Below are 25485 nucleotides of genomic sequence, written 5' to 3'. Positions count from 1 at the left end.
CAATGCCGTTTGTACTTGATAGGAGGTTGAAACGAAATGCTGAGCGATACCATAGCTGCCATTGCAACGGCTGTCGGCGAGGGCGGCATCGCCGTTGTGCGGGTCAGCGGTCCAGAAGCAGTCACGGAAGTGGAGGCTTTGTTCCGTAGCAAAACGCCCTTAAGTAAGGCTCTAACGCACACGGTACACTATGGACATATTATAGATCCTCAAAGCCAAGAGAAGGTGGAGGAAGTTTTAGTTACAGTGATGCGGGCACCACGCTCTTTTACAACAGAAGATGTGGTAGAGATCAGCACTCATGGCGGGGTGGTAGCCGTTAAACGGGTGATGGATTTGTTACTGCAGCAAAAAATCCGTCTGGCCGAGCCAGGTGAATTTACAAAACGCGCTTTTTTGAATGGGCGTATTGACCTGAGTCAGGCGGAGGGCGTTATTGACTTAATTCGTTCCAAATCGGATAAGGCTTTTTCAATGGCTCTGAAACAGGTCGATGGGCAGCTGTCCCAGAATATTCGTCGTTTGCGTCAGATTTTGGTGGAGACACTTGCACACATTGAAGTAAATATTGATTACCCTGAGCATGATGTTGAATCCTTTACGTCTGAGTTAATCAAGAATAAAAGTAGTCAGGTCATGGCGGAAATTGATCGGCTGCTGCATACAGCGGAGCAGGGGAAAATTTTGCGTGAAGGGCTGACTACAGCGATTGTCGGAAGGCCGAATGTAGGCAAATCGTCACTGTTAAATACATTGGCTCAGGGCGAACGGGCGATTGTGACCGATATTCCGGGGACGACCCGTGACGTTATTGAGGAGTATGTGACGATTAATAATATTCCGCTTAAGTTGCTGGACACAGCCGGAATTCGCGAAACGATGGATGTCGTGGAAAGAATCGGGGTAGAGCGCTCAAGGACGGCAGTGAGTGAAGCAGATCTACTGCTCATCGTCATTAATGCTAACGAACCACTGCACGAGGATGAAATGGCATTAATGGAACAAATCCGCGGTAGACAAGCGATTGTCATTATGAATAAAATGGACTTACCGGCCCAAATAGACCGGGATTTGTTGCTGCGCTATGTTCCTGAAGAGCTTATTGTGCCGATGTCTGTGAAGGAAAATGAGGGTGCAGATCGGTTGGAGCAGGCTATATCCAATTTATTCTTTAGCGGCAAGCTGGAATCAGCGGATATGACGTATGTCAGCAATGTCCGGCATATTGCTCTGCTAAAGAAAGCGCGCCAATCGCTGGTAGATGCTTATGAAGCGGCTGATCAATTTGTTCCGATTGATATGATCCAGATTGATGTAAGGCTAGCATGGGAGCATTTGGGCGAAATTGTAGGCGATACTGCGCATGATGCCTTAATAGATCAAATATTTTCACAGTTCTGTCTGGGCAAGTAGCAAGTAGAATATTCAAGCATGGCTGGTTAAAGCCCTGCTATCGTTATAGATTACACAAGAGCAATTCGGGGTGAAGACTCGAATGTATAAGGAGGTAAGAGAGGTATGGGATATCATGGAGGCGACTATGATGTGATTGTCGTCGGTGCGGGCCATGCGGGCGTGGAATCTGCCTTGGCAGCAGCGCGGATGGGCTGTCGTACATTGATGATCACAATTAACCTGGATATGATTGCATTCATGCCCTGCAACCCGTCTATTGGCGGTCCTGCAAAGGGCCATGTAGTACGGGAAATTGATGCATTGGGCGGCGAAATGGGTCGGAATATCGACAAGACATTTATCCAAATGAGAATGTTAAATACGGGTAAAGGTCCTGCCGTGCATGCCTTGCGTGCACAAGCTGACAAGTTCTCTTATCAGCATGCGATGAAGGAAACGATGGAAAAGGAACCGAATCTGACCTTACGTCAAGGTATGGTTGAAGAGCTGATTATAGAAGACGGTCAATGCGTGGGTGTGATTACGAAGACAGGCACAGAGTATCGCAGTAAAGCAGTTGTCTTGACTACCGGCACCTATCTGCGTGGGAAAATCATCATGGGTGAGCTGATGTATGAGAGTGGTCCGAATAATCAGCAGCCTTCGTTGAGACTTTCTGAACATTTGAGAGAGCTAGGTTTTGACCTGGTTCGGTTTAAAACAGGAACGCCACCACGTGTGCATAAGGATACGATTGATTTTAGCAAAACAGAAATACAGCCAGGTGACGATCAGCCGAAGTTCTTCTCCTATGAAACGAAGTCCTCGGATAATGAACAGCTGCCTTGCTGGTTGACGTATACGTCAGTGGAAACACATCAGATCATTAATGATAATTTACATCGTGCACCGATGTTCTCTGGTCTGATCGAAGGAACGGGACCACGTTATTGTCCTTCTATTGAAGATAAGGTGGTGCGTTTCAGTGATAAGCCGAAGCATCAAATCTTTTTGGAGCCTGAGGGTAAAAACACATCCGAATACTATGTTCAAGGCTTGTCGACAAGCCTGCCAGAGGATGTGCAATTAGCAGTACTACGCACCATTCCAGGGATGGAAAAGGTAGAAATGATGCGTAATGGTTACGCTATTGAATATGACGCCATGGTTCCTACTCAGTTGTGGCCTACTTTGGAAACGAAAAAAGTACCTGGCTTGTTCACAGCGGGTCAGATTAACGGGACATCTGGTTATGAAGAAGCTGCGGGTCAAGGAATTATGGCGGGTATTAATGCAGCTCGCAAGGTGCAGGGAAAAGAACCCGTCGTACTGGATCGTTCCCAGGGTTATATTGGGGTTCTGATCGACGATCTGGTGACGAAGGGGACAAATGAGCCATATCGCTTGCTGACATCCCGTGCAGAATACCGTCTATTGTTGCGGCATGATAACGCGGATCTGCGATTGACTCCGATTGGACATGAAATTGGTCTGATTACAGATGAACGATACGAACGCTTTTTGGATAAAAAACAGAAGGTAGAGCAAGAGATTGAGCGTTTGCGTTTAGCTAAGGTTCGTCCGGTTGATGTAAATGAGATGCTGGAGCAAGGTGGATCTGCACCGATACAGGACGGCAGTAATCTGTTAACAGTGCTGCGTCGACCTGAGATCAGCTATGCACAAGTGGCACAAATTTCACCTTCACCTGTAGCCCTTACTGAGGAAGAGCAAGAACAGGTGGAAATCCAAATTAAGTATGCGGGCTATATTGAAAAGCAACTGATGCATGTAGAACGTCTGCAAAAGATGGAGAAGAAGAAGCTACCTGAGGATATTGCATACAATGAAGTTCAAGGCTTGGCCATTGAAGCCAAGCAGAAGCTTGAAAAGATCCGTCCGATGTCTATTGGTCAGGCATCTCGTATCTCCGGTGTAACTCCTGCGGACATTTCCATTTTGCTCGTTTATCTGGAGCACTATAACCGTGTGACGGCAGCGAGGGGATCATAATGGACGCGATACAACAGCAGTTCAAGCAGCGGCTCGCAGAGCATAGTGTTGTGATTAATGATAGTCAATTGGAGCAGTTTGAAACGTATTACCGTGTGCTGGTTGAATGGAATGAAAAAATGAATCTGACGGGTATTACTGAGCGAGACGCAGTGTACACCAAGCATTTTTACGATTCTCTTTCACTTGCCTTTTATGTTCCGTTAAATGATGTGGGGAGCCTGGCTGACATTGGGTCAGGTGCAGGTTTTCCTGGTATCCCCTTGAAAATATGCTTTCCACATATTCAATTGACCATTGTAGACTCGTTGAACAAACGCATCCAATTCCTAGCACATGTTGTAGAGCAGTTAGGACTGGAAAATGTCGAACTGATTCACAGCAGGGCAGAGGAATTGGGACGTAAAGCAGGATATCGCGATAGCTATGATCTGGTCACAGCCCGAGCCGTTGCACGTCTCGCGGTATTGAATGAGTTTTGCCTGCCTTTTGTCCGTGAGGGGGGCCACTTTGCAGCGATGAAGGGTAGCGATCCAACGGAAGAAATCAGGGAAGCATCCTACAGCTTGAAAGAGCTGAAGGGGAAAATCAAGCATGTTCAGGCCTTCCAGCTACCTGTTGAGGATGCAGCCAGACATATGATTATTATTGAAAAAAGAGCAGCTACACCAAGGAAATACCCGCGTAAGCCAGGTACTCCTTTGAAGGCACCGCTAGTGTAAATGTTTGAAAGAAAGTGAATGTTTCACGTGAAACATTCACTTTTTTATGGTTTATGGTCTCTTTGCTTAAGAAGATACTTGCCGAATACCCTCCACATAATTTATTCTTTTATCGTTCTGAAAAGCTCATAGAGAAGATAGGATTATGACTGGAAAAGTGATAGAATAGAGATAATCGTTTTAGTGTAAGTTGGCTGCTTCCCGTACCCATGATTTCAGATATACATATAGGGAAGTGGGACAACAAATGTCAGGGGAGTACGTGGAGTGTACCCGCTTATGGCGCTATTTTATATAGAAGTGTCTACAATCCCCCGTAAGGAACTGTTTTTCACGAGGCGCTGTTTGTATGGTGCTATTATGAAATTAGGTGGTATTATACGGAATGAAAGAACAATTTTCCAAGCTATTTGGTTTGACGGAGCGATCAAATGGGGACGAAATAAAACAAATTCCGGTTCGGGATATTGTCAGCAGTCCTTATCAGCCCCGTACCATATTTGACGACGAGAAGATTGATGAGCTATGCCAGACTATTAAGACGCATGGTGTAATTCAACCGATTGTCGTTCGTTTCCGTAATGGACAATATGAAATTATAGCAGGGGAACGTCGTTGGAGGGCTGTCACCAAGCTGGGTATGGAGACGATTCCAGCCATTGTTCGTGAGTTTAATGATTCACAAGCTGCATCCATCGCGTTGATTGAGAACCTCCAGCGGGAGGGACTAACAGCGATTGAAGAGGCTGTAGCTTATCAAAAACTGATTGACCTGCATCAACTTACTCAGGAAAGTCTCGCTCAGCGACTTGGCAAAAGCCAATCCACTATTGCTAATAAAATACGGCTGCTTCATTTGCCGGAGAGAGTGAAAGAGGCTCTAATGGAACGAAAGGTGTCTGAACGTCATGCTCGTGCATTATTGTCGTTAGAGACCGAAGAACTACAGTACAAGGTTTTAGATGAAGTGATTGCTAAGGAACTTAATGTAAAGCAGACAGAGGCACGAGTTGCCTTTTATAAACAAGTATCCACGATTAAGAAATCAAAGCGGATTTCCTTTACCAAGGATGTCCGGCTTGCGCTGAATACGATTCGTCAATCCATTGATATGGTGTCTGGCTCAGGGTTGGATATCAAAACAAAGGAATCTGATCATGAGGATCACTATGAGATTGTCATTCAAATCCCCAAACGTAAGTAAGGGATGAAGCGTACAGGCGGCAGCAATTGCCGCTTTTTCTGTCTAACGCCAACATAAAACCGCAGCATACTCGTATTCTATTTGAATTGCCCTAATCCCTAAGTTAAGGACTAGTAACGTCTTCATAGAGCTTTTGCAATCATGGAACGTAGCAGGATTCCGATTAAATTATGAGGTGAATGAAGTGTCAAAAATAATAGCCGTGGCCAATCAAAAGGGCGGGGTAGGCAAAACGACTACCTCCGTGAATTTGGGCGCCGGACTTGCTTCCCTCGGCAAAAGGGTATTGCTCGTGGATATCGACCCGCAAGGTAATACAACCAGTGGTGTCGGTATCAATAAGGCGGATGTGGCAAATTGCATTTATGATGTACTCATTAATGAGGTTGATCCTAGCGAAGCGATTGTCAGTACACAGGTCGAGGGATTGGATATTATCCCGGCAACCATTCAATTAGCAGGTGCTGAAATCGAGCTGGTACCAACTATATCTCGCGAATTGAGATTAAAAAGATCGCTTCAACTCGTTAAGCATAACTACGATTATATATTAATAGATTGCCCTCCATCGCTGGGTATTTTGACGCTCAATTCCTTGACGGCTTCCGATTCGGTTATTATTCCAATTCAATGTGAATATTACGCACTGGAAGGATTAAGTCAGTTGTTGAATACCGTGCGATTGGTACAAAAACATCTAAACACCTCATTGCAAATTGAAGGTGTGTTGCTAACTATGTTTGACGCCCGCACGAACTTGGGTATTCAGGTCATTGAAGAAGTGAAAAAGTACTTTCAAAGCAAAGTTTATCAGACGATTATTCCACGCAACGTGAGACTCAGCGAAGCACCATCACATGGCCAGTCCATTATTACGTATGATCCCCGATCCCGTGGGGCAGAGGTATATATTGAGTTGGCAAAGGAAGTGGTATCTTATGAGTAAACGGTTGGGAAAGGGATTGGATGCACTTATTCCCTCCCTTACAGTCAGTGAAGAGGATAAGGTTGTTGACATTCCGCTCAGCCAGTTGCGGGCGAACCCATATCAACCTCGAAAAACGTTTGATGAGGAGTCCATTAAGGAACTAGCGGAATCTATTCGTCAGCACGGTGTGATCCAACCTATTATTGCGCGTAGTGTCTTAAGAGGATATGAGATTATAGCCGGGGAAAGGCGGTTTCGGGCATCTCAATTTTGCGGGAATCCGACCATACCTGTGGTTGTTCGCAATTTTACAGATCAGCAGGTAATGGAGATTGCCCTGATTGAGAATTTGCAGCGTGAAAACTTAAATGCAATGGAAGTGGCTGTAGCTTATCAGGGGTTAATGGATCAATTTTCATTAACTCAGGAAGAGTTGTCCATGAAGGTGGGAAAATCCCGTTCGCATATTGCCAATTTCCTTCGCTTGCTTGCATTGCCTGAGGAAGTTAAAGAGCATGTTTCACGTGGAACATTGTCTATGGGACACGCTAGAGCAATTGTTGGACTCAAAGACCCGGACATGGTGAAACAGCTGGCCATGCAATGCATTGAGCAACAGTGGAGTGTTCGCGAACTTGAGGAAGCCGTACAGCAATTGGATCATAAGCCTGGAGAAGCAAAAGCTAAAACGAAGGTGCGAAAAAAGGACCCCTATATTGACCATATGGAAGAGTCCTTGCGTGAGCGGTTTAAAACAACGGTGAAGATCAAGCACAATAAAGATAAAGGCAAAATCGAATTGAATTATTACAGCCAGCAGGATTTGGAAAGATTATTGGAGCTATTACAGTAGTCTGTAAAAATATGGGCATGTCTCCTTGGGTAAAATAGAAAGTGAGATATGTCTTTGCTCTGTCTGGAATTGCAGGAATTAGAATGGTTTTGATGGATAAACTAATAGCCTTGTGTTATTTGTCTCGCTGTTCTCAAACGTTTAAAATAAAAGGTAAGCAAAGCAGTAACATGATTTTTGAGGTAGAGGGGTAGAAACAAACATATGGCTGAATTGAATGGACTAATCATGGAGCAGCTTGCTGGAATTGTTGCAGGGATCGTGCTTATTTTACTCATCCTGTTAATCGTTATTATTGTACAGGGCTCAAAGCTGAAGAAGATGCGGCGAAAGTATGATACCATGATGGCGGGCAGCGGAGTCGAGAATTTGGAAACGCTGCTGATTGATTTAAAGGTTCAAATGGATACGATTGAAGATGAGCAGGAAGCTCACCGTGCAAGTATGAAATCACTACGCAGCAAACTGACTGGCCTGAAGGGACATATAGGCATCAAACGCTATAATGCCTTTGGTGAAAGAGGGAGCGATTTAAGCTTCTCTCTGGCTATTGTAGACGATAATCAGGACGGAATAGTATTGACCGGCATTTATAACCGGGATGGCTCTTATGTGTATGCCAAGCCTCTGGAAGCGGGACAATCCTCTTATTCCTTATCACCTGAAGAGAAAGAAGCTATTACTCTTGCGCAGCAAGCAGGACAGAACGGTAATGCCACTCCCTGATTGCCGAGTATAAGCTACTAGCTATGATATCTGATAATTTCATGACCAAATTTAGCCTCGTATTTTGCAACACAAAGTATTCCATGAAGCCGCCGACGTTAACGATACCAGTCAAATGGATATCGCCGACCGGCGGTAATTCTTTATTTACACCTGCTCCAGGCTTGAGGGGACCCTCTGCAACCTGAATGCATCCAACACTTGAAGTTTGTCCAAGACATGCGTCTATACCAATGATATAGGGCTGTTCGTACCGGTTATAGATGCCGTTCAGCGTCGTTTGCAGGTTCATAGCATGTACAGGCTCATCTAATGTTCCATACAGGTTGAACAGAGGGCTTTTGTAGCGTGACAATTGGGTACCGACGAGTGGACCAAGGCAATCTCCAGTAGAACGATCGGTGCCGATGCAAATGATGACGATATTTTGCAGACTCCGTGCTTGATGCAGATGGAACAACAAACGATGGATGATGGCTGATTGGATCCCGGGGTCAGTGTGTGATATTTTTAAGCTTAGGGGTTCTTGCCCTGGAATGAAGTCAGATGGATGAGTCATGGAATCTTCCTTTCGTTCTGTAATGGAGAGTGTGCAGGTTGTGCTCGCCTACCTTAGGAATACACTTGGCCTGCGGGTAACAATTATTCTCAAGATAGTAGCTAGTATATGGATAAACTTGTGCTTTTATACTCGGGAAAGGTAGATTGTTCATAGCCGTATGTTTAAAGTCGGGAGATAAGCTTATATAGATAGGAAATAGAATGTGGGAAACAAAAAAGAGTAGTTCCCTGGTTTAAGGAGGAGTACAGCATGACCTTTATACATTGGTTGACCGATAAATTAGACACGGATGACGTAGTACAAGGTGCGATTCATTGGAAGGATGCTGTATGGAAATGGCTTACGGATAGTGCGATGTGGTCGGCTTTTTTGTTTGTGATTTTGAAAATCGTAATTATTTTCATCATTACACGTATCTTTATTCGAGTTATTAATAAAATTATAGATAAGTCGATGGAGCAAAAGGGAGATAACGGCAGATTCCGATTGAATACCAGACGGTTAACGACTGTGGGGGAACTGCTAAAAAATGTAACAAATATTGTATTTAATTTTATTTTGATTATGCTGGTGTTATCGCAAATGGGTATAAATTTGGGCCCTCTGATTGCTGGAGCTGGAGTGCTTGGATTAGCTGTAGGTTTTGGGGCACAGAGCTTGGTTAAAGATGTAATCACCGGGTTTTTTATTATATTTGAGGATCAATTTGCCGTAGGAGACGTCATTCAGACGGGAACTTTCAAGGGGACGGTAGAAATGATTGGGCTGCGTACAACCAGGCTGGTGAGCTGGAAAGGCGAGGTGTATATTTTACCGAACGGCTCCATAACAACGGTAACGAACTTCTCCATGTCCAATGCGTTGGCGGTGGTAGATGTGCCGATGAAGGTGGAACGTAGTCTGGAGGAAGCTGTCAGCTTGGTCAAACAGGCGATCCAAGGCATTGAGGAATCCAATGCACAGATACTTAATATGCCGGATGTGTTAGGCGTTCAGTCCATGACTACATCAGAGTATATCGTACGTGTTGTGGCGGAGTGTATGCCGAATACCGGGGCTATCGTAGAGCGTGATATTCAGAATAATATCAAGAAGGCTCTGGAGAACGAGGAACATCGTCAGGCCGCACTGGAGACGGCGATCACCTTTGAAAAGGACGAAGAGCAAGGAAGAAAAGGGGGAGAGAAGGGTGGAGCGTAAGTCGTTTGAACTAGGGGATATTGTGCAGATGAAGAAGCCTCATCCATGTGGAACGAACGAGATGGAAATTATCCGGATGGGGATGGATATTCGAATCAAATGTGTCGGATGCCAGCATAGTGTGCTGATTCCGCGTGCCAAGTTCGAAAAGAACATGAAGAAGGTGCTACGCTCAAAGTCTGGTGCTGACGAGCGAAATTCGGAAACCCTTTGAGCGGAGAAGGTGAGTCATGATGGACAAGAATGAGCTTGCGTCATGATAGCGATGATGATATAATTATCCTTGCTGCGGAAAGGTACCCAAGAGGTCCAAGGGGGCTGACTCGAAATCAGTTAGGCGTCGCAAGGCGTGCGTGGGTTCGAATCCCACTCTTTCCGCCACTAACTCATAAAATAATCGATCTCTTACATCTTCTGATGTAGGGGATTTTTTGGTTTATGGAAATAAACAATCATAACACTCCGAAGAATGAATTGGGCGATATTGAATTTAAATGATGATGAGCCTAATGATGTGCCTATTGAGGGATGGAAAAGTCGTTAGAGCAAAAGAATGCTCCTGACAGCAAGAAATCATTCACCGTCAGGAGCATTCTTTATTTGTTATAGCTGGTTAGGTGGATAATGATAGCGTTTTGTTTTCTTTGAGCCAGAGATCATCAAAAGGATGGCTGCAATCAAATGGAGAGCCCAGCCAACAAAAGGGATCCAGGCTAGCAAGGAGGTAAGTACTCCCCAGACTGAACCGTAGATCGCTTCCTGATTGCGTAACGACAGGATCAGTGTTACTGCATGCAGGATAAGCATAAACCCCAGAGCTGAGTAGCCAGTCCCCATGACAATAGCTCCTCCCACAATCGGTACAGCAAGCACCAATTCGAATATACCTGATATCCACTTCAAAATTCGAGAATAGCTCATGTTTAAACCTCCATAAATAGTAGGTCTTTTGTACTTGGATATATTCTAGCAGAAGGAGCTGAATTAATCTGCATTTTACCAGTATATGCAAAAAGTCCGATAATGCAACAAAGGAGGACCACAAAGGTCCTCCATCGTAGGCGATACTTTTTTAACAGGATACGATCTGTCCAATCACATCTGAAACTCGGTGTACTGACCAGCAATACCGTGTTGAAAAGACAGTGTCCTTCTACACAAACCTAACGCTTCTAATGCCCGGAATGGATCTCCTAACAGTTTGTCCGGCTACGTTGTCCAACGGAACCACACCTCTCTGTTGTATCGCCTAATCATAATATGGCCAGAATTCCGAGGAAATATACATTAGTGGACGCGAGCTTTCGTTTTTTTCTTCCACTTGCGATTATGATTGGTGGTTTCCGGAAAAGAATCGCCTCTTTCCAGCGTTATTTGCTGCGGGTTTTGGATTTCAGTATGAAAGCTTTTTTCTCCAACCTCCATATATACGCCATCGTTTGGGACCTTATCCCCGGGTACAAACTCAGTCTTTTCACCCATACGTTTGTGCCTCCTTAGATCATGAATTTGGACTGCAACGGTTATTGTGCGCTGTCTTCAGCAGAAAGATGCGAAAACAGGCACGCAGATAGTAGTTAATCAAAAATGATTTCCTTTATATGCGGTAAATTTTGGGTGTAATGTAAAAATGTTTAAAAACAATGGTATCAAGTGTGTGAAACAGTTTTTAGCTTTGTGTTCGAAATTGCAGGTTGCATTCAGTTGCTCAATTTGGTAAACTGTTTTAGTGCGAGTTTAGGCTCGTTCCTTGCTCTCAACTGAGATTGAGGGCCTTATGTCCATAAGGAGGTGTAAAGAATGCGCAAATATGAAGTGATGTACATTATTCGTCCTGACATTGAACAAGAAGCTGTTCAAGCAACAGTCGACAAATTCCAAGGTATCATCTCTAACGGCGGTGGCGAAATTACGAATCACGATGTAACTAAACGCCGTCTTGCGTATGAGATCAAGAAATTCCGTGATGGTTCTTTCGTTCTGGTAAACTTCACAGCAGAACCTGCTGTTGTTGCTGAGCTTGAGCGTATCATGAAAATTTCTGACGAAGTAATTCGTTATCTCATTACGAACGACGTAGCTTAATTATTGTACGTGATTATGTAATGAACAACGCTCAAAGGAGGGGATTGGATTGTTGAACCGTGTCATTCTGATCGGTCGTTTGACCAAAGATCCGGAGCTGCGCTATACACCGTCTGGTGTAGCAGTAACCCAGTTCACCCTGGCTGTAGACCGTCCGTTTACAAGTCAAGGCGGCGAACGGGAAGCGGATTTCTTGCCGATCGTAACCTGGCGTCAGCTTGCTGAAACATGCGCTAACTATCTTCGCAAAGGTCGTTTGACGGCTGTTGAAGGCCGTGTACAGGTCCGTAATTATGAGAACAATGAAGGTAAACGTGTATACGTGACTGAAATTGTTGCTGATAATGTACGTTTCTTGGAATCTAACCGCGATAGCGGCAACGGTGGCGGCAATAGCGGTGGAGGTATGCGTGAGGAGTCTCCTTTCGGAGGCGGTAACAGCAATAGTGGACACGGGAATAATAACTCGCGAAACAATCAGGATCCTTTTTCCGATGACGGAAAACCGATCGATATTTCGGATGATGATCTACCATTTTAATTGGGAAAGGACTGACAAAGAATGGGCTTCAGACAAAGAGAAGGCGGAGACGATAACAAAAGACCAGCTCGTCGTGGTGGTCGCAACAAACGTCGTAAAGTATGTTTCTTCACTGTGAACAAAATTACTCACATTGACTATAAAGATACAGACCTGCTTAAAAAATTCATCAGCGAACGTGGAAAAATTCTTCCTCGTCGTGTGACTGGAACAAGCGCGAAATATCAACGTATGTTGACAATCGCTATTAAACGTTCCCGTCAAATCGCATTGCTTCCTTATACTACTGAATAGTAGTGAGTGGAAAGAAAAGATGCTCCCAATCCTGGGGGCATCTTTTTTTATGATATTATATATTGACAACAAGTACCATCTATTGTAACTTACTAATAATACAATCCATGTATACCCATTAAGTATACTTCACCATTTAGTGGCATAGAAATTCCTAGCTCCCCGACTCGCCAGAGTAAACATTTCTGCATGCAGGAATGTTATTTTATATCACATGAAATCCAGTTTTATGTCATTTCCTACAAGAAAAATTCATAAAGTTTACATATATAGATATTTTGCATTTTTACATTACACAAAAAAAGATATTGACGTGATATTATTTTACACTTAAGATAAATCTTAATAAAAATGCAATGGTTGTCGGTGCACAAAATTTGACCAAGGGTCTAAAACATGTGTTTACGCTATCATTCGAAACAGTAAGGAGGATGTGTCCACTTCATTTTCAAACCTCAAGCTTTAACGAATTACCGCAGGAATGAGACAGGCTGTTAAATAAAGACCGACTAAGGGGGAGTAACAGGATGGTGCAAACGAAGAAATGGTTTTCTTTGCTTATGGTGCTTACGATCGTTGGTGTTCTGTTTGCAGGATGTAGTGGAGGTGCTAATGAGGCACAGCCGCAGCAAGGCAACGCGGATAATAAAACAGAGGGAAATGAAGGCAGCGCACCAGTTACAGAGGGGGTTATTAAAGCGACGGATATGTCGCAAAATCCTCCAGGAGCAACAAATCGGAAAGATAACATTGTAGTAGGTATGACGTCACCTAAAGGGGTATTTAACCCATTTTTCTGGCAAACAACTTATGATTTATATGTGGTCAGATCAGTATTTGATTCCTTTTTACAGGTGAAGGCAGATGGTACATATGAAAATAGTTTGGCTGAGAAGGTTGACGTATCGCCGGATGGTTTGAAGTACACATTCCATCTGAAACCAGGTGTGAAGTATAGTGACGGCACCCCAGTAACCGTAAAAGATTATGCTTTTGTTCTCAAAGTATTGCATGATCCGAATTATGACGGAGAAAGCGATATATTATCTTTTAAGATTAAAGGTGGTAAGGAATATCACGATGGCAAAGCGAATGATATCTCGGGGATCAAGGTCATTGATGATAACACAGTAGAGGTAACCGTTACAGAAGCAACTGCTTATACGAAGGACTATCTGGGTGAGCTATACTTCATGCCAGAAGCTTATTACGGAAAAGGATACAAAAAAGGTAGCCTGGACAGTATCAAGGCGCTTAATAATAAACCAATCGGCTCCGGGCAGTATGTGCTGAAGAGCTTCTCTCCAGGCCAGCAAGTCGTTCTTGAAGCAAATCCAAACTACTTCAAGGGCGCACCAAAAGTGAAATCAGTTATTTTTAAAACAACAACAGAAGAAACGAACCTGTCTATGTTGCAAACAGGCGAGACGGATATGGATAACATCACAGTTACGGAAGACAATGTAGAGGAATTAAAGGCTTTGGGCTTCTTGAACGTGAATATTATGCCAACGAACGGCTATGGATATATTGCGTTTAATCACAAGGAAAAGAAATTTCAGGACCCTAAAGTACGTCAGGCTTTAACTATTGGCTTAAACCGCAAGGAGATTGTACAGGGTGTGTATGGTCCATATGCGAATGTTATTAACATTCCACAATCTACAGAATCGTGGTCTTATACAGATGAAGGCATCAACAAATATGAATTTGATACAGCGAAGGCGAAGGCCTTGTTGGATGAAGCAGGCTGGAAGGTTGGTGCTGACGGAATTCGTGAAAAAGATGGAGAAAAGCTGACCATTAACTTCTCTGCGACTGCCGATAATCCAGTAGTAGAGGCCTTGCTACCGATCATGTCCAATAACTATAAGGAGCTAGGCATCAAGCTGAGTTCTGAAACTTTAGACTTCAATGCCATCATGGATAAAAAGAATACAGGCAAATTTGATATGTTCTTTGCAGCTTGGGGCTTAACTCCAGACCCTGATACAACGACTTTTATTACGAATGGTGCACAAAATGATATCGGCTACTCCAATAAAAAGGTCGATGAGTTAACGCTTGCTGGTAAGCATGAACTGGATCAAGAGAAACGCAAACTGATTTACAAACAGCTCTATCAAGAGCTGAACAAAGATTTGCCGACGATCTTTTTATACCAACGCAGAGATATGTGGCCAGTTAATGGACGTATATCTGGCTTAGAAATCACGCCATACAAAGATTTTGAGTTCACTCTGCATAACGCTCAAATCGCTCAATAAGGGTTGCCAATCGTATGCTCAGCTCTCACGAGCTGGGCATATCACTTTATTCGTCTGGAGGAATGAATATGAAGCAGTACATTATTCGAAGACTGCTGCAACTCATCCCCACACTTATTGGCATATCCATTATCGTTTTTGCGATTTCAGCCATGGTGCCGGGTGATTATATTACAGCCAAGCAGAACCCGAATATGACCGCCGAGAAGGCGCAGCAGCTACGACATATCTACGGGCTGGATAAGCCGGAATACCAGCGTTATTTTATATGGGCCGGTAATATGTTAAAGGGAAATATGGGGGATTCATTACAGCATAAGCAGCCGGTAACGAAGGTCATCAGCAATTATGTATGGAACTCTTTTATTATCGCTTTCTTTAGTCTTATTTTTAGCTGGCTCATTGCCATCGTTGCAGGGGTATTTTCAGCTAAGTTCCAATATTCCTTATTCGATAAGTTTGTTACGTTATTTATTTTCTTATGTATGTCGCTGCCTTCATTTTTTATTGGTCTATTGGTCATCAAAATATTTGCTCTTGAATGGGGAATTCTTCCCGTCGGTGGCATGACCACAGCAGGGGAGGAAGCAGGCTCGTGGGCTTACATGGTCGATGTGCTCAAACATATGTTCTTGCCGACTCTCGTACTTACGATGCTGAGTACAGGAAGCCTGACTCGTTATTTCCGTACAGGCATGTTGGAGGTCATCCGTCAGGATTATATCCGTACCGCACGCGCCAAGGGCTTGAAGGAGCGGACGGTTATTTTCAAGCATGCACTGCGCAACGCTCTGATTCCAGCAATCACACTGCTCGGATTTGAGCTTCCAGCCTTATTTGGTGGGGCAATGATTCTGGAAAAGGTATTTGTATGGCCGGGTGTGGGGCAGGTTTATCTGGAGTCTATTAGTATGCGGGATTATCCGTTTATGCTGGGCTTCACGATTTTTCTGGCCATTCTTACGCTCCTCGGTAATTTACTTTCTGATGTATTGTATGGCATGGCCGATCCAAGAATTCGCTTAAAATAGGAGGGATACTATTGTCCGCGGAAACAGTCACGATTGAAACGAATCAAAAGGCGGCGATCCGTCCTGAAGCGTCTCCATGGAGAATCGCCGTTCGCCGTTTTAGCCAAAATCGTCTTGCTTTAGCAGGTCTCGTTATATTAATTCTGATGGTCATCATTTGTGCATTTGGACCTGTGATTTCACCTTATCATTTAGATGATTACAAGCTATCTGACAAAAACTTATCCCCTAATGCGAAGTACTGGCTTGGTACGGATAAGTTTGGTAGAGATATTTTACTGCGTACGATGCTGGCTGGTCGTATTTCTTTGACAGTCGGGCTGGTCGCTACCTTTATTTCGGTCATGATCGGGGCGACATTGGGTGCACTGGCAGGGTTTTATCGAAAAGGCGTGGATACGGTCATTATGCGGATCGCCGATATTTTTATGGCGCTGCCTACATTGCCGTTGCTTATTATTTTAGGTGCTGTTCTGTCGGATTTGAAAGTTGATCCATCGAACCGTATCTATTTTCTAATGCTAATTATCGGAGTCCTGAGTTGGACGAGCTTGTCCCGTTTGGTCAGGGGGCAGATTCTTACGCTGCGTGAACAGGAGTTCATGCAGGCGACAGAAGCGCTGGGCTTGAGAGACCGCCGCAAAATATTCCGACATCTGCTGCCAAACACGATTCCTACTATTATTGTAACGGCTACGCTTGGAGTGGCTGGTGCGATTATTACAGAGTCTGCGCTCAGTTACTTGGGGATTGGCGTTGTACCGCCCACACCTTCGTGGGGGAATATGATATCAGCTGCGAATAACCTGATTGACTTCCGCAAACGGCCCTGGATATGGGTACCACCGGGAATGTGTATTCTGATTACCGTTGTAGCGATCAATCTGATTGGCGACGGTTTGCGTGACGCGCTGGACCCTAAAATGAAGAAGTAGGAGACGAACGTTTATGGAAAATGCTTTGATTGAATTTCGTAACCTGAAAACCCACTTTCATACCTCTAACGGAACTGTCAAAGCGGTCAATGACGTCAGTTTTAAAATTCGTGAGGGTGAAACGCTCTGTGTGGTAGGAGAATCTGGTTGTGGTAAGAGTGTAACTGCGATGACGATGATGCGGTTGATTGATTCTCCCCACACCTCAGACGGACAAATCTGGTTTGAGGGCAAAGACCTCTTGAAACTTAATAAAGGTCAAATGCAGCAAATTCGCGGCAATGACATTTCAATTATTTTCCAGGAGCCGATGTCCTCATTGAATCCAGTGCTTACGATCGGGGAACAGATTACGGAGCCATTGCTGATGCATACATTAATGAGTAAAAAAGAAGCACGCGCCCGGGCAATTGAACTGATTAATTTGGTGGGCATTTCGCGATCGGAGGAAATATTCCATTCCTATCCTCATGAGCTGAGTGGCGGTATGCGCCAACGGATTATGATTGCTATTGCCTTAAGTTGTAATCCGAAGCTGTTGATTGCGGATGAACCGACAACGGCTCTGGATGTGACAATTCAGGCACAGATTCTCGATTTGATGCGGGATTTAAAGGATAAGCTTAAAACGTCCATTATGCTGATTACACACGATCTCGGTGTCGTGGCAGAAATGGCGGATTATGTGGTCGTTATGTATGCGGGGAACGTCATTGAAGAGGCACCTGTCATTGAGCTGTTCAAAAATCCGCAGCATCCGTATACTCAGGGGCTATTAAAAGCTAAGCCTGTTATTAATCAGAAAATGGATCGGCTGTATTCCATTCCAGGACAGGTGCCCAACCCCATTGAGCTGGGTGAAAATTGCCATTTTCATGACCGGTGCGCACATTGTATGCAAATATGCAAGGATCAGGCTCCTCCCTTGAATGAAAAGGAGAATGGTCATAAGGTTGCCTGCTGGCTATATGAGAAAGAAGGAGGGCAACGGATATGAGTGAGCCTTTGATTCAAGTGGAAGGGCTGAAAAAGTATTTCCCAATCACAGGCGGGGTTTTTCAGCGTACGGTTGGACATGTAAAGGCAGTTGATGATGTATCCTTTCATATTCATAAAGGTGAGTCCTTTGGTCTGGTAGGAGAATCGGGCTGCGGTAAAAGTACGATTGGACGCACGATTCTCAGATTGATGGATAAGACAGAGGGATCGGTACGATACAAGGGCGAAGATTTGCATGCTTTAAACAAGGAGCAGATTCGTGCGCTTCGTCCGAAGCTGCAAATCGTCTTTCAGGACCCCTTTAGCTCACTAAACCCGAGAATTAAGGTGGGTGAAGCGATCGGAGAGGCCTTGCTGGACCACGGATTGATTGAACGTAGTGAGCTGCGGCAGAAGGTCAACGAGACGCTGAACATTTGCGGGCTGTCCTCGTATCATTATGATCGTTATCCGCATGAGTTCTCTGGCGGTCAGCGGCAGCGGATCGGGATTGCGCGGGCTTTGATTTTGAATCCTGATTTTATTGTAGCTGATGAGCCGGTATCTGCGCTGGATGTGTCGATTCAGGCTCAGATCATTAACCTGTTAAGCGATTTGCAGCAGGAACGCCAACTAACATATCTGTTCATCTCGCATGATCTGAGTGTAGTCGAGCATCTGTGTAGCCGGATTGGTGTGATGTATCTAGGCTCAATGGTAGAGTTGGCCTCCAAGGAAGAGCTGTTCAGCAATCCGCTTCACCCATACACCAAGGCATTGCTATCCGCAGTGCCCATTCCAGATCCGACAATCAAAAGACAGCGGATTGTGTTAAAAGGGGACATCCCATCTCCAGCTAATCCGCCATCAGGCTGCAAGTTTCATACACGCTGTCCTATGGCGGAAGCGCGCTGTAAAACAGAGGCTCCGTTATATCGGGATGCGGGCGATCAGCATTTTGTAGCCTGTCATTTTGCCTAATACAGCATACTTAAGAAGCAAAATATCCGTCATCCGGTACAGGGTTTGGCGGATATTTTGTCGTGAAATAAAAAAAGGTAAAAAAATTGTATCTTTTTTTCGAAAAGTTGCAGACAAAATGGATTTTTCATCGTCTAATAAGATATGGAGGTTATTACGATGATGAAAAAACATTGGTTACGTTGGGCTATTGTCGTCCCGGTACTTATCATATTGATTTTTATTACACTTGGGCCTCGCTTGTTGAATGGAAAGCCGAATGTCGATGCAGAGGCTGCAGTGCTAATGGACATGCACACCGGAGAGTTACTGATGGATGTGAATGGCGATAAGCCCATGCCCTCCGCAAATATGTCCAAGCTTATGACCGAGCTATTGGTACTGGAAGATATCCGGGCCGGACGGTTAGGCTGGAATGATGAGGTACGAATTAGTCGTTATGCCAGTACGGTGGGTGGCGTTAATCTGTCCCTCCGGTATGGCGAAAGAATGACTGTATCTGAACTGTTCCAAAGTATGGTTGTGTATTCGGCGAATGACGCCGCTGTGGCGCTGGCAGAGCGTTCATCAGGGAGTGAATCTGCTTTTGTGAAGCGTATGAATGAAAAAGCTGCTCAAATTGGATTATCACCTGATAGTCGCTTTAGTAATGCCTCTGGGGCAGGTCAGAGTGAGCTGGGACCGAACCATCCCAAGGATATTCGTGGAGAAACGAAAATGACGGCAAGCGACACTGCAAAGCTGGCTTCTTACTTGATTACGTCACATCCTGAGATTCTCAGAACGTCCAGCCGTACGCAGATGGAATTGAAGGATAAGGGAATTTACATCAGTAATACGAACTGGATGCTGCCTTCCTTGGCTGGACCCTACTCTTATGCGGGAACGGATGGATTGAAAGCAGGGTATACAAGCGATGCTGGGTACTGTTTCACTGGTACAGCTGAGCAGCATGGTAAACGATTAGTTGCTGTAGTGCTGGGTGCACCGAGCAAGGAAGAGCGTTTTGCACAGACGCGGAAGCTATTCGATTATGGTTTTTCTCTGTCTACCTCTTTCCCGATGCGATTGCAAAATTTGGTGAAACTGGCTTCACATTAAACTAAAAATAACTTTGAAAGAAAGCTACATAGAATACTTATATATATTAATGAAGGCTTTGACCGTAAGGGCGAGGCCTTTTTTGTTATGAATTTGGGGAACTGACGACGCCATGGCACTTTTGACAACAAGGTAGCAGACCTTTTATGCTTTGAGAGGAAGTTTCCGCTTCATGAGGGACCATTCCGGTTTAATGAAGAGATGGGATTTGTGGAGGAAAGAAGGAAGGAAGCTATGATGGAGAGAAGACATAAGAGAAGGACCCGTGGAAAGCCCCAAAAGAAAAAAAGGTTTACCGCTCTATATATTTCATGTATTGTTTTGTTTTTGGTTGCAATGGGGGGCTATCTATTCCGCAAACAGCTGACGCTCGTGGCTTTCGACTGGTTTGTTTCACCGACGCTGGAAAGCAAGCTGGAAAAATCCTACCAGCCTCGTCAATCCATGGAACAACAGCCACAAGAGACCGTGGCTTACCAGAAGGAGCCTTTTTCAGTGTTGTTACTGGGAACGGATCAAAGGCCAAATGAAAAGGCACGTGGTCGGTCCGATACGGTGATATATGCTGCTGTACGGCCGGCAGAATCGCGTGTACTTTTGGTGTCCATTCCAAGGGATACGTATGTACAGATTGCCGGACATGATTCCAATCGAGATGGCGAGGATGATTTTGATAAGTTGGGGCATGCTTATGCGTTCGGAGGAGAAGAAATGTCCATGGCTACCGTAGAGAAGCTGATGCAGCATAAGGTCGATTATTATGCTACGGTCAATTTCCAGGGTATTCAGGATGCCGTGAATGCAGTGGGCGGAGTCGTACTTCCTATCGATCAGCCCATCGAAAATAAAAACCCGCTGCATATCAAGTTCCGTATTGAGCCGGGCAAGCCGCTTTATAATGGTGAAGAAGCCATGTATTATGTTAGGTATCGGGAAGATAGCGACTTCAACCGTACAAAACGTCAGCAATTTTTTTTGAACGCTATGGCGGATAGGCTGCTGAATATCGACGGAATCACCAAGATTCCAGAGCTGCTCGATATTATGGGGGCCAATTTTACAACGGATATGGAACCTGCCTTTATTACTGGGCTTGGCAAGCAAGCTATTTCACAAGGGAATCCACAAATTTCAAGTTTTACGATTACGGGGGAAGGGTTCAAGAAGAAGGGCCTGTACTATGACCGGGCTAATGAACAGGAACTTGAATATGCCAGACTTATGATTGCAAACTGGCTGGACTCTGATACAACCCCGCAGACGCTGAGGTTACCCGACAAGCAGGACATTCAGTGAATAATCAATGGGTATATATTTGATTTTGAGGGGGATTCGTTTCTCATGAACATCGCTTTTTTCTTGCTTCCCAAACAGGAGGTTGCTTGTGTAACGGCAGATGCTACCTTACGGCAAACCTTGGAACGAATGGAGTATCATCGTTTTACTGCGGTTCCTATTTTAGATAAAGAAGGTAGATATACGGGTACAGTTACAGAGGGCGACCTCTTATGGCATATGAAGGAGTCTGAGGGGAAAATCACCTTTGAAAACGCTTCTAAGTTTATGCTCAAGGACGTTCCACTGCGGGTTTCGATGAAACCCGTATCCATTGATGCAAATATGGAGGATCTGATTAATTTGGCGAAGGTGCAAAACTTTGTGCCTGTTGTGGATGATATGGAACGGTTTATCGGTATTGTGCGTCGCAGCCAAATCATTGAGTATTGTGAAAAGTTTGTGTCCAAGGAATCGCTTAATACTTCATCTTAAGATCGGCGTATGGCTGCGAATAGCGTGGCTTGCAGGAGCAGAATGCAGCAGCGAAGCTGCACTGAAGCCTGCTGTTATTCTATGGGGTAACGATGTCGGTAGAGGCTTATAATAAGCAGCAGAGCAGCTCTGAAAATAACTATTTACCCTATGGGGTAACAGTTATTTTCAGAATAGGATATGCTATAATGGAGAATAAAGCTTTTTCAGAGGGGTGTGACTCTTCATCATATGCCTAAAGAAATGGATGTAGTTAAACGAGCCAAGGTTATTGAATGGCTTAAAACAGAGGTGCTTGACCAAGTCTCCCGTCTGTTTAAGGCGATGTGGGAAGGCAGTACAGTCCGTATTGGTGATTGTTTGGCCAGCCTGGTGATGAGCAGTTATATTCTGGGAAGGCGTCTTGGAGTGTCTTACCGTGAATTGGATGATCTACTCATCGACAAGCTAAGAAAGCACAGAAAAGAAGGACACCAGCTGGAGGATTGGTATCAGGACATATCCGCACTGGAAGAACATATGCGTAAGAGGTGAAAACGTTGAAATTCCGCTTGGCCACTGTAGCATGGAGCGTTATTTATTTGCTGCTGCTGCTGACTCTATTGACACCATTTAGAATCATTGCTGTATTTTTTCTGATTGTGCCTGGCGCTGTATTGTTTTCATCACTGCCTTTCAAAGGATTTCTAGCTCACGTCATACCGGTGCTTTTAATTATAGCGCTACTCGATGTGTATTCGCTGCTTCCTGCGATTTACTTTCTAGTTCCCTCTATATTAATGGGACGGGTATATAAAAAGGGAGGGTCTGCTTTTCAGGCGTTGATGACCGGAACGGGCGTTATTTTAGCCGAGTTGTTGTTTGTACTGTTTATCGCTACGTATTCCTTCGGGTTTGACCTGTCCCAGTCGCTTCGTGATCAGGCTGAGCTATCGGCCAGTATTGTACAGCAGATTTTGGGGGCCAATCCGATGTTTGCGAATATGAACTGGACTGCGGGAGATACGCAGAAACTCGGTACAATGCTGATTGGCAAGGTTCCATATGTGATGATCGTTAGCTCGTTCATACTGGCAGTGATCACACATGCTTTGGCACGTCCGGCTTTGAGTAGTCTCGATGTGCCGGTACGTAAAATGAAGCCTGCTCGCGAGTGGATGCTACCGCGCACGCTAATCTGGTATTATTTGCTGGCAATTGTAATTGGATGGATAGCGGATTCTTCCGATAGCAGCTGGATTCAAACGGTTTCCATTAGTATGCTGCCGCTGATCCATGCATGTTTTATTATCCAGACAATTGGTTTTGTATACTTCTGGACGCATAGCCGTAAAAAGAGCCCGGTGATTGCGTTGCTGCTGTCGCTCGTTGTTCTGGTGTTCCAGCCGCTCCGCATTATAGGTATTATTGATTTGGCCTTTCCGCTGCGCGAAGCTATTACAAGATCAAAGAAATAGGGTGAATAGTCATGCCTAAATTTCTACAAAAACGCTGGCACGGCTATCAGACGGTCTGGGCGTTTTTACTGCTGCTGGTGCTTGTCATATGTATTTCCATGTACAACTGGGAACTGGGTGTGATAGGACTGCTGCTGTCATTCTTGCTCGGCGGACTGATGCTGAAGACGGAGCTGGATTTCCGTCGGGAACTGAATCAATATATCAGTGGCCTTTCCTTCCGGATCAAGCGGGTGGAAGGGGAAGCGATTAGTACACTACCGTTCGGTATCATTTTATACAGTGAAAATCGAACGGTAGAATGGCACAATCGCTTTGCCAGTGAGATGTTCGAGGAGCAATCGTTGATTGGTGAGCCCCTTCAAGATTTGTTTCCTCAACTCGCCAATGCTCTAAGCACTAAGAAGGAAACGAAAGAGTCTGCTCGTGAACTAAAGGTGGAATTACAGCATGATGAGCGTTATTATCAGTTTCTAATCGTGCCTGATGAGCGACTGATATATTTGTATGAAGTGACAGAGCTGGCGGTACTGCGCAAGCAGTATGAGAACGAGCGCTTGGCGCTTGGCATCGTCATGCTCGATAATATGGACGAGGCTGCTCAGGGAATGGACGATCAGCAGCGCACTGCGCTCATAGCGAAGGTTTCCAGCGAGATTACGTCCTGGGCCAATCAGTACAATATTTATTTGCGCCGGTTGTCATCCGAGCGTTATCTTATTATGCTGAATCATAAAGCACTCCAAGAGCTGGAGCAGAGCCGATTTGTCATTCTGGATACGGTAAGGGAAATGACGGCGGATTTGAAAGTACCCATGACATTGAGCATTGGTTTGTCTTTCGGCGCAGAGAGTATCAAGGAGCTGGGCGAGCTGGCCCAATCCAGTCTGGATATGGCGCTTGGACGTGGGGGAGATCAGGCGGCAGTGAAGGCGGGACAGCGCCTGTCCTTTTACGGAGGCAAGTCCAATGCTGTCGAGAAGCGTACCAGGGTGCGGGCCCGAGTCATTGCACATGCGCTGCGTGATCTGATGCAGGAGAGCGACCGCGTGCTGATCATGGGACACAAAATACCGGACATGGACGCATTAGGAGCGGCTATCGGCGTGTGGAAGGCAGCGGCGCTTTACAATGTAGAAGCACATATCGTACTGGACAAATCCAATCCGTCTATTGACCGAATGATGGAGCAGGTAAACAAGGATGAGAAGCTGTCGCAAGCACTCCTGACACCAGAGCAGTCGCTTCAGATGATGACCGAGCACAGCCTGCTGGTTGTGGTGGATACGCACAAGGCCTCAATGACGATTGAGCCGCGTCTGGTGCAGACGGCCAGCCGGGTGGTGGTTGTGGATCATCATCGTCGGGGTGAAGAGTTTATTAATGACTCTGTTCTGATCTATTTGGAACCATATGCGTCATCGGCCTGCGAACTGGTGACCGAGCTGTTGCAGTATATTCATGAGAAGGTCCAGCTGACACCGCTGGAGGCAACATCACTGCTGGCCGGGATTACGGTCGATACCAAGCATTTCTCCCTGCATACAGGCTCCCGTACGTTCGAGGCCGCTGGCTTCTTAAGACGTAGCGGAGCAGATACAGTCATGATCCAGCGCATGTTAAAAGAGGACCTGGATGAATATATTGCTAAGGCGGAAATTATTAAGCATGCTAAAATGATATATGGGCATATCGCCCTAGCGGTGACCGAGCCCGGACAGAAAATACCGCAGCTCCTGATTGCTCAGGTGGCGGATTCATTGCTCAATATGACGGACGTAATGGCCTCCTTTGTGGTCAGTGAACGTCCTGACGGCCTGGTGGGGATCAGTGCTCGTTCACTCGGGCGCATGAACGTACAGGTCGTCATGGAACGGCTAGGCGGCGGAGGACATCTGACGAATGCGGCGGTTCAGCTGGATTGCTCGCTGGAGGAAGCGAGGCGCAGAGTGGTCGACGTACTGGCCGAAATTGATGGGGAAGAGGGGTTATTTGAATGAAGGTAATATTCATTAAAGATATGAAGGGCCAAGGTAAAAAGGGGCAGGTTAAGGAAGTATCCGACGGTTATGCAGCGAATTTTCTGTTGCCGCGTGGTATTGCCCGTCCAGCAACGGAAGGGAATATGAAGACGCTGGAAAACCAAAATGCTGCTGAGGAAAAACGCAAGCAAGAGGAAAAGGAAGAGGCGCAAGTACTCGGCAAAAAGCTGGAAGAGACTACAATTCAGCTCAAAGCAAAAGCTGGAGAAGGCGGACGGCTGTTCGGCGCGATTACAAGCAAGCAAATCGCAGAGGCTGTTGCTAAAACGGGTATCAAACTGGATAAACGCAAAATCGAGCTGGAAGAACCGATCCGTACGCTCGGCGTGACTCAAATGACCGTCAAGCTTCATCCTGAGGTCAAGGCTACGCTGAAAGTACAGGTGACTGAAGAATAATT

Annotated in this window: 27 protein-coding genes and 1 tRNA gene; 25 read left to right on the top strand and 3 right to left on the bottom strand. The window is 45.2% G+C overall.

The window, feature by feature from the left end; translation table 11 throughout:
* Positions 1 to 36 precede the first annotated feature (36 nt).
* From mnmE to ACQQ6X_RS15860, 7 genes are all read left to right on the top strand, one after another.
* A complete protein-coding gene (gene mnmE, locus ACQQ6X_RS15890; RefSeq protein ID WP_305166118.1) occupies positions 37 to 1413 on the top strand; it encodes a tRNA uridine-5-carboxymethylaminomethyl(34) synthesis GTPase MnmE in 1377 nt (458 codons plus the stop codon).
* 105 nt (positions 1414 to 1518) lie between these two features.
* On the top strand, positions 1519 to 3408 hold the full coding sequence (gene mnmG / locus ACQQ6X_RS15885) for a tRNA uridine-5-carboxymethylaminomethyl(34) synthesis enzyme MnmG (RefSeq protein ID WP_149034904.1): 1890 nt from the start codon (positions 1519 to 1521) through the stop codon (positions 3406 to 3408).
* Positions 3408 to 4130, top strand: coding sequence for a 16S rRNA (guanine(527)-N(7))-methyltransferase RsmG (gene rsmG / locus ACQQ6X_RS15880; RefSeq protein ID WP_305166117.1), 723 nt, complete (start codon positions 3408 to 3410; stop codon positions 4128 to 4130). The genes mnmG and rsmG overlap by 1 nt, the downstream gene beginning before the upstream one ends.
* Before the next feature lie 385 nt (positions 4131 to 4515).
* Positions 4516 to 5334, top strand: a complete 819-nt coding sequence (gene noc, locus ACQQ6X_RS15875) for a nucleoid occlusion protein (protein WP_013373916.1) — start codon at positions 4516 to 4518, stop codon at positions 5332 to 5334.
* 184 nt (positions 5335 to 5518) lie between these two features.
* The gene (locus ACQQ6X_RS15870) at positions 5519 to 6280 is read left to right on the top strand and encodes a ParA family protein (protein ID WP_023991152.1); all 762 of its coding nucleotides are present in this window, start codon (positions 5519 to 5521) and stop codon (positions 6278 to 6280) included.
* The gene (locus ACQQ6X_RS15865) at positions 6273 to 7115 is read left to right on the top strand and encodes a ParB/RepB/Spo0J family partition protein (RefSeq protein ID WP_305166116.1); all 843 of its coding nucleotides are present in this window, start codon (positions 6273 to 6275) and stop codon (positions 7113 to 7115) included. The genes ACQQ6X_RS15870 and ACQQ6X_RS15865 overlap by 8 nt, the downstream gene beginning before the upstream one ends.
* 204 nt (positions 7116 to 7319) lie before the next feature.
* Positions 7320 to 7841 (top strand): DUF4446 family protein, encoded by a 522-nt coding sequence (locus tag ACQQ6X_RS15860; protein WP_064797499.1) that lies wholly within the window; start codon positions 7320 to 7322, stop codon positions 7839 to 7841.
* On the opposite strand, the gene yyaC is transcribed toward ACQQ6X_RS15860, so the two are convergent.
* Entirely contained in the window at positions 7795 to 8400 is a 606-nt protein-coding gene (yyaC, locus tag ACQQ6X_RS15855; protein WP_305166115.1) for a spore protease YyaC, read from the bottom strand. The two genes, ACQQ6X_RS15860 and yyaC, sit on opposite strands and share 47 nt — an antisense overlap.
* Positions 8401 to 8652: 252 nt before the next feature.
* Here yyaC and ACQQ6X_RS15850 point away from each other — a divergent pair, with 252 nt between their 5' ends.
* The 3 genes from ACQQ6X_RS15850 to ACQQ6X_RS15840 all read left to right on the top strand — a co-directional run bounded on the left by ACQQ6X_RS15850 (position 8653) and on the right by ACQQ6X_RS15840 (position 9984).
* On the top strand, positions 8653 to 9603 hold the full coding sequence (locus ACQQ6X_RS15850; RefSeq protein ID WP_305166114.1) for a mechanosensitive ion channel family protein: 951 nt from the start codon (positions 8653 to 8655) through the stop codon (positions 9601 to 9603).
* Positions 9593 to 9817, top strand: coding sequence for a DUF951 domain-containing protein (locus ACQQ6X_RS15845; protein WP_064797501.1), 225 nt, complete (start codon positions 9593 to 9595; stop codon positions 9815 to 9817). Before ACQQ6X_RS15850 ends, ACQQ6X_RS15845 begins: the two co-directional genes overlap by 11 nt.
* Positions 9818 to 9893: 76 nt before the next feature.
* Positions 9894 to 9984, top strand: a tRNA-Ser gene (locus ACQQ6X_RS15840).
* Positions 9985 to 10206: 222 nt separating this feature from the next.
* Here ACQQ6X_RS15840 and ACQQ6X_RS15835 read toward each other — a convergent pair.
* Positions 10207 to 10524 carry a hypothetical protein gene (locus ACQQ6X_RS15835; RefSeq protein ID WP_029518959.1) on the bottom strand — a complete coding sequence of 106 codons (318 nt, stop codon included), beginning with the start codon at positions 10522 to 10524 and terminating at the stop codon, positions 10207 to 10209.
* Between the two features lie 366 nt (positions 10525 to 10890).
* Positions 10891 to 11085 (bottom strand): YjzC family protein, encoded by a 195-nt coding sequence (locus ACQQ6X_RS15830; RefSeq protein ID WP_305166113.1) that lies wholly within the window; start codon positions 11083 to 11085, stop codon positions 10891 to 10893.
* A gap of 318 nt (positions 11086 to 11403) precedes the next feature.
* On the opposite strand from ACQQ6X_RS15830, the gene rpsF reads away from it, so the two are divergent.
* The 15 genes from rpsF (at position 11404) to rplI (ending at position 25483) form a co-directional block, all read left to right on the top strand.
* Entirely contained in the window at positions 11404 to 11688 is a 285-nt protein-coding gene (gene rpsF, locus ACQQ6X_RS15825) for a 30S ribosomal protein S6 (RefSeq protein WP_063211685.1), read from the top strand.
* Between the two features lie 49 nt (positions 11689 to 11737).
* Entirely contained in the window at positions 11738 to 12229 is a 492-nt protein-coding gene (gene ssb / locus ACQQ6X_RS15820) for a single-stranded DNA-binding protein (RefSeq protein ID WP_305166112.1), read from the top strand.
* 21 nt (positions 12230 to 12250) lie between these two features.
* Positions 12251 to 12523, top strand: coding sequence for a 30S ribosomal protein S18 (rpsR, locus tag ACQQ6X_RS15815; RefSeq protein ID WP_007433228.1), 273 nt, complete (start codon positions 12251 to 12253; stop codon positions 12521 to 12523).
* 527 nt (positions 12524 to 13050) lie between these two features.
* On the top strand, positions 13051 to 14790 hold the full coding sequence (locus tag ACQQ6X_RS15810; RefSeq protein ID WP_305166111.1) for an ABC transporter substrate-binding protein: 1740 nt from the start codon (positions 13051 to 13053) through the stop codon (positions 14788 to 14790).
* A 68-nt stretch (positions 14791 to 14858) separates the two neighbouring features.
* The gene (locus tag ACQQ6X_RS15805; RefSeq protein WP_064797504.1) at positions 14859 to 15821 is read left to right on the top strand and encodes an ABC transporter permease; all 963 of its coding nucleotides are present in this window, start codon (positions 14859 to 14861) and stop codon (positions 15819 to 15821) included.
* 11 nt (positions 15822 to 15832) lie between these two features.
* The gene (gene opp4C / locus ACQQ6X_RS15800) at positions 15833 to 16756 is read left to right on the top strand and encodes an oligopeptide ABC transporter permease (RefSeq protein ID WP_305166110.1); all 924 of its coding nucleotides are present in this window, start codon (positions 15833 to 15835) and stop codon (positions 16754 to 16756) included.
* Between the two features lie 13 nt (positions 16757 to 16769).
* Positions 16770 to 17753 (top strand): ABC transporter ATP-binding protein, encoded by a 984-nt coding sequence (locus ACQQ6X_RS15795; protein ID WP_040102459.1) that lies wholly within the window; start codon positions 16770 to 16772, stop codon positions 17751 to 17753.
* Positions 17750 to 18715 (top strand): ABC transporter ATP-binding protein, encoded by a 966-nt coding sequence (locus ACQQ6X_RS15790; RefSeq protein ID WP_305166109.1) that lies wholly within the window; start codon positions 17750 to 17752, stop codon positions 18713 to 18715. The genes ACQQ6X_RS15795 and ACQQ6X_RS15790 overlap by 4 nt, the downstream gene beginning before the upstream one ends.
* Positions 18716 to 18874: 159 nt before the next feature.
* A complete protein-coding gene (locus tag ACQQ6X_RS15785; protein WP_149034874.1) occupies positions 18875 to 19816 on the top strand; it encodes a D-alanyl-D-alanine carboxypeptidase family protein in 942 nt (313 codons plus the stop codon).
* A gap of 234 nt (positions 19817 to 20050) precedes the next feature.
* Positions 20051 to 21112 carry an LCP family protein gene (locus ACQQ6X_RS15780; protein ID WP_305166108.1) on the top strand — a complete coding sequence of 354 codons (1062 nt, stop codon included), beginning with the start codon at positions 20051 to 20053 and terminating at the stop codon, positions 21110 to 21112.
* 45 nt (positions 21113 to 21157) lie between these two features.
* The gene (locus ACQQ6X_RS15775; RefSeq protein ID WP_013373897.1) at positions 21158 to 21586 is read left to right on the top strand and encodes a CBS domain-containing protein; all 429 of its coding nucleotides are present in this window, start codon (positions 21158 to 21160) and stop codon (positions 21584 to 21586) included.
* A 231-nt stretch (positions 21587 to 21817) separates the two neighbouring features.
* Entirely contained in the window at positions 21818 to 22120 is a 303-nt protein-coding gene (locus tag ACQQ6X_RS15770; protein ID WP_013373896.1) for a MazG-like family protein, read from the top strand.
* A gap of 5 nt (positions 22121 to 22125) precedes the next feature.
* Complete coding sequence (locus ACQQ6X_RS15765; RefSeq protein WP_305166107.1) at positions 22126 to 23043, top strand: DUF2232 domain-containing protein; 918 nt, start codon at positions 22126 to 22128, stop codon at positions 23041 to 23043.
* An 11-nt stretch (positions 23044 to 23054) separates the two neighbouring features.
* The gene (locus ACQQ6X_RS15760; protein ID WP_305166106.1) at positions 23055 to 25043 is read left to right on the top strand and encodes a DHH family phosphoesterase; all 1989 of its coding nucleotides are present in this window, start codon (positions 23055 to 23057) and stop codon (positions 25041 to 25043) included.
* On the top strand, positions 25040 to 25483 hold the full coding sequence (gene rplI, locus ACQQ6X_RS15755; protein ID WP_016822463.1) for a 50S ribosomal protein L9: 444 nt from the start codon (positions 25040 to 25042) through the stop codon (positions 25481 to 25483). Before ACQQ6X_RS15760 ends, rplI begins: the two co-directional genes overlap by 4 nt.
* Positions 25484 to 25485 lie beyond the last annotated feature (2 nt).

It is taken from the genome of Paenibacillus ottowii (genome assembly GCF_050516475.1).
GTDB lineage: Bacteria > Bacillota > Bacilli > Paenibacillales > Paenibacillaceae > Paenibacillus > Paenibacillus ottowii.
This window is presented reverse-complemented; position numbering and strand designations above follow the sequence as displayed.

Excerpts from the sequence above, each read along its gene's own strand:
- mnmE (WP_305166118.1), top strand. The coding sequence starts at position 37 with ATGCTGAGCGATACCATAGCTGCCATTGCAACGGCTGTCGGCGAGGGC.
- mnmG (WP_149034904.1), top strand. The coding sequence starts at position 1,519 with ATGGGATATCATGGAGGCGACTATGATGTGATTGTCGTCGGTGCGGGC.
- rsmG (WP_305166117.1), top strand. The coding sequence starts at position 3,408 with ATGGACGCGATACAACAGCAGTTCAAGCAGCGGCTCGCAGAGCATAGT.
- noc (WP_013373916.1), top strand. The coding sequence starts at position 4,516 with ATGAAAGAACAATTTTCCAAGCTATTTGGTTTGACGGAGCGATCAAAT.
- ACQQ6X_RS15865 (WP_305166116.1), top strand. The coding sequence starts at position 6,273 with ATGAGTAAACGGTTGGGAAAGGGATTGGATGCACTTATTCCCTCCCTT.
- ACQQ6X_RS15860 (WP_064797499.1), top strand. The coding sequence starts at position 7,320 with ATGGCTGAATTGAATGGACTAATCATGGAGCAGCTTGCTGGAATTGTT.
- yyaC (WP_305166115.1), bottom strand. The coding sequence starts at position 8,400 with ATGACTCATCCATCTGACTTCATTCCAGGGCAAGAACCCCTAAGCTTA.
- ACQQ6X_RS15850 (WP_305166114.1), top strand. The coding sequence starts at position 8,653 with ATGACCTTTATACATTGGTTGACCGATAAATTAGACACGGATGACGTA.
- ACQQ6X_RS15835 (WP_029518959.1), bottom strand. The coding sequence starts at position 10,524 with ATGAGCTATTCTCGAATTTTGAAGTGGATATCAGGTATATTCGAATTG.
- ACQQ6X_RS15830 (WP_305166113.1), bottom strand. The coding sequence starts at position 11,085 with ATGGGTGAAAAGACTGAGTTTGTACCCGGGGATAAGGTCCCAAACGAT.
- rpsF (WP_063211685.1), top strand. The coding sequence starts at position 11,404 with ATGCGCAAATATGAAGTGATGTACATTATTCGTCCTGACATTGAACAA.
- rpsR (WP_007433228.1), top strand. The coding sequence starts at position 12,251 with ATGGGCTTCAGACAAAGAGAAGGCGGAGACGATAACAAAAGACCAGCT.
- ACQQ6X_RS15810 (WP_305166111.1), top strand. The coding sequence starts at position 13,051 with ATGGTGCAAACGAAGAAATGGTTTTCTTTGCTTATGGTGCTTACGATC.
- ACQQ6X_RS15805 (WP_064797504.1), top strand. The coding sequence starts at position 14,859 with ATGAAGCAGTACATTATTCGAAGACTGCTGCAACTCATCCCCACACTT.
- ACQQ6X_RS15795 (WP_040102459.1), top strand. The coding sequence starts at position 16,770 with ATGGAAAATGCTTTGATTGAATTTCGTAACCTGAAAACCCACTTTCAT.
- ACQQ6X_RS15790 (WP_305166109.1), top strand. The coding sequence starts at position 17,750 with ATGAGTGAGCCTTTGATTCAAGTGGAAGGGCTGAAAAAGTATTTCCCA.
- ACQQ6X_RS15785 (WP_149034874.1), top strand. The coding sequence starts at position 18,875 with ATGATGAAAAAACATTGGTTACGTTGGGCTATTGTCGTCCCGGTACTT.
- ACQQ6X_RS15780 (WP_305166108.1), top strand. The coding sequence starts at position 20,051 with ATGATGGAGAGAAGACATAAGAGAAGGACCCGTGGAAAGCCCCAAAAG.
- ACQQ6X_RS15775 (WP_013373897.1), top strand. The coding sequence starts at position 21,158 with ATGAACATCGCTTTTTTCTTGCTTCCCAAACAGGAGGTTGCTTGTGTA.
- ACQQ6X_RS15770 (WP_013373896.1), top strand. The coding sequence starts at position 21,818 with ATGCCTAAAGAAATGGATGTAGTTAAACGAGCCAAGGTTATTGAATGG.
- ACQQ6X_RS15760 (WP_305166106.1), top strand. The coding sequence starts at position 23,055 with ATGCCTAAATTTCTACAAAAACGCTGGCACGGCTATCAGACGGTCTGG.
- rplI (WP_016822463.1), top strand. The coding sequence starts at position 25,040 with ATGAAGGTAATATTCATTAAAGATATGAAGGGCCAAGGTAAAAAGGGG.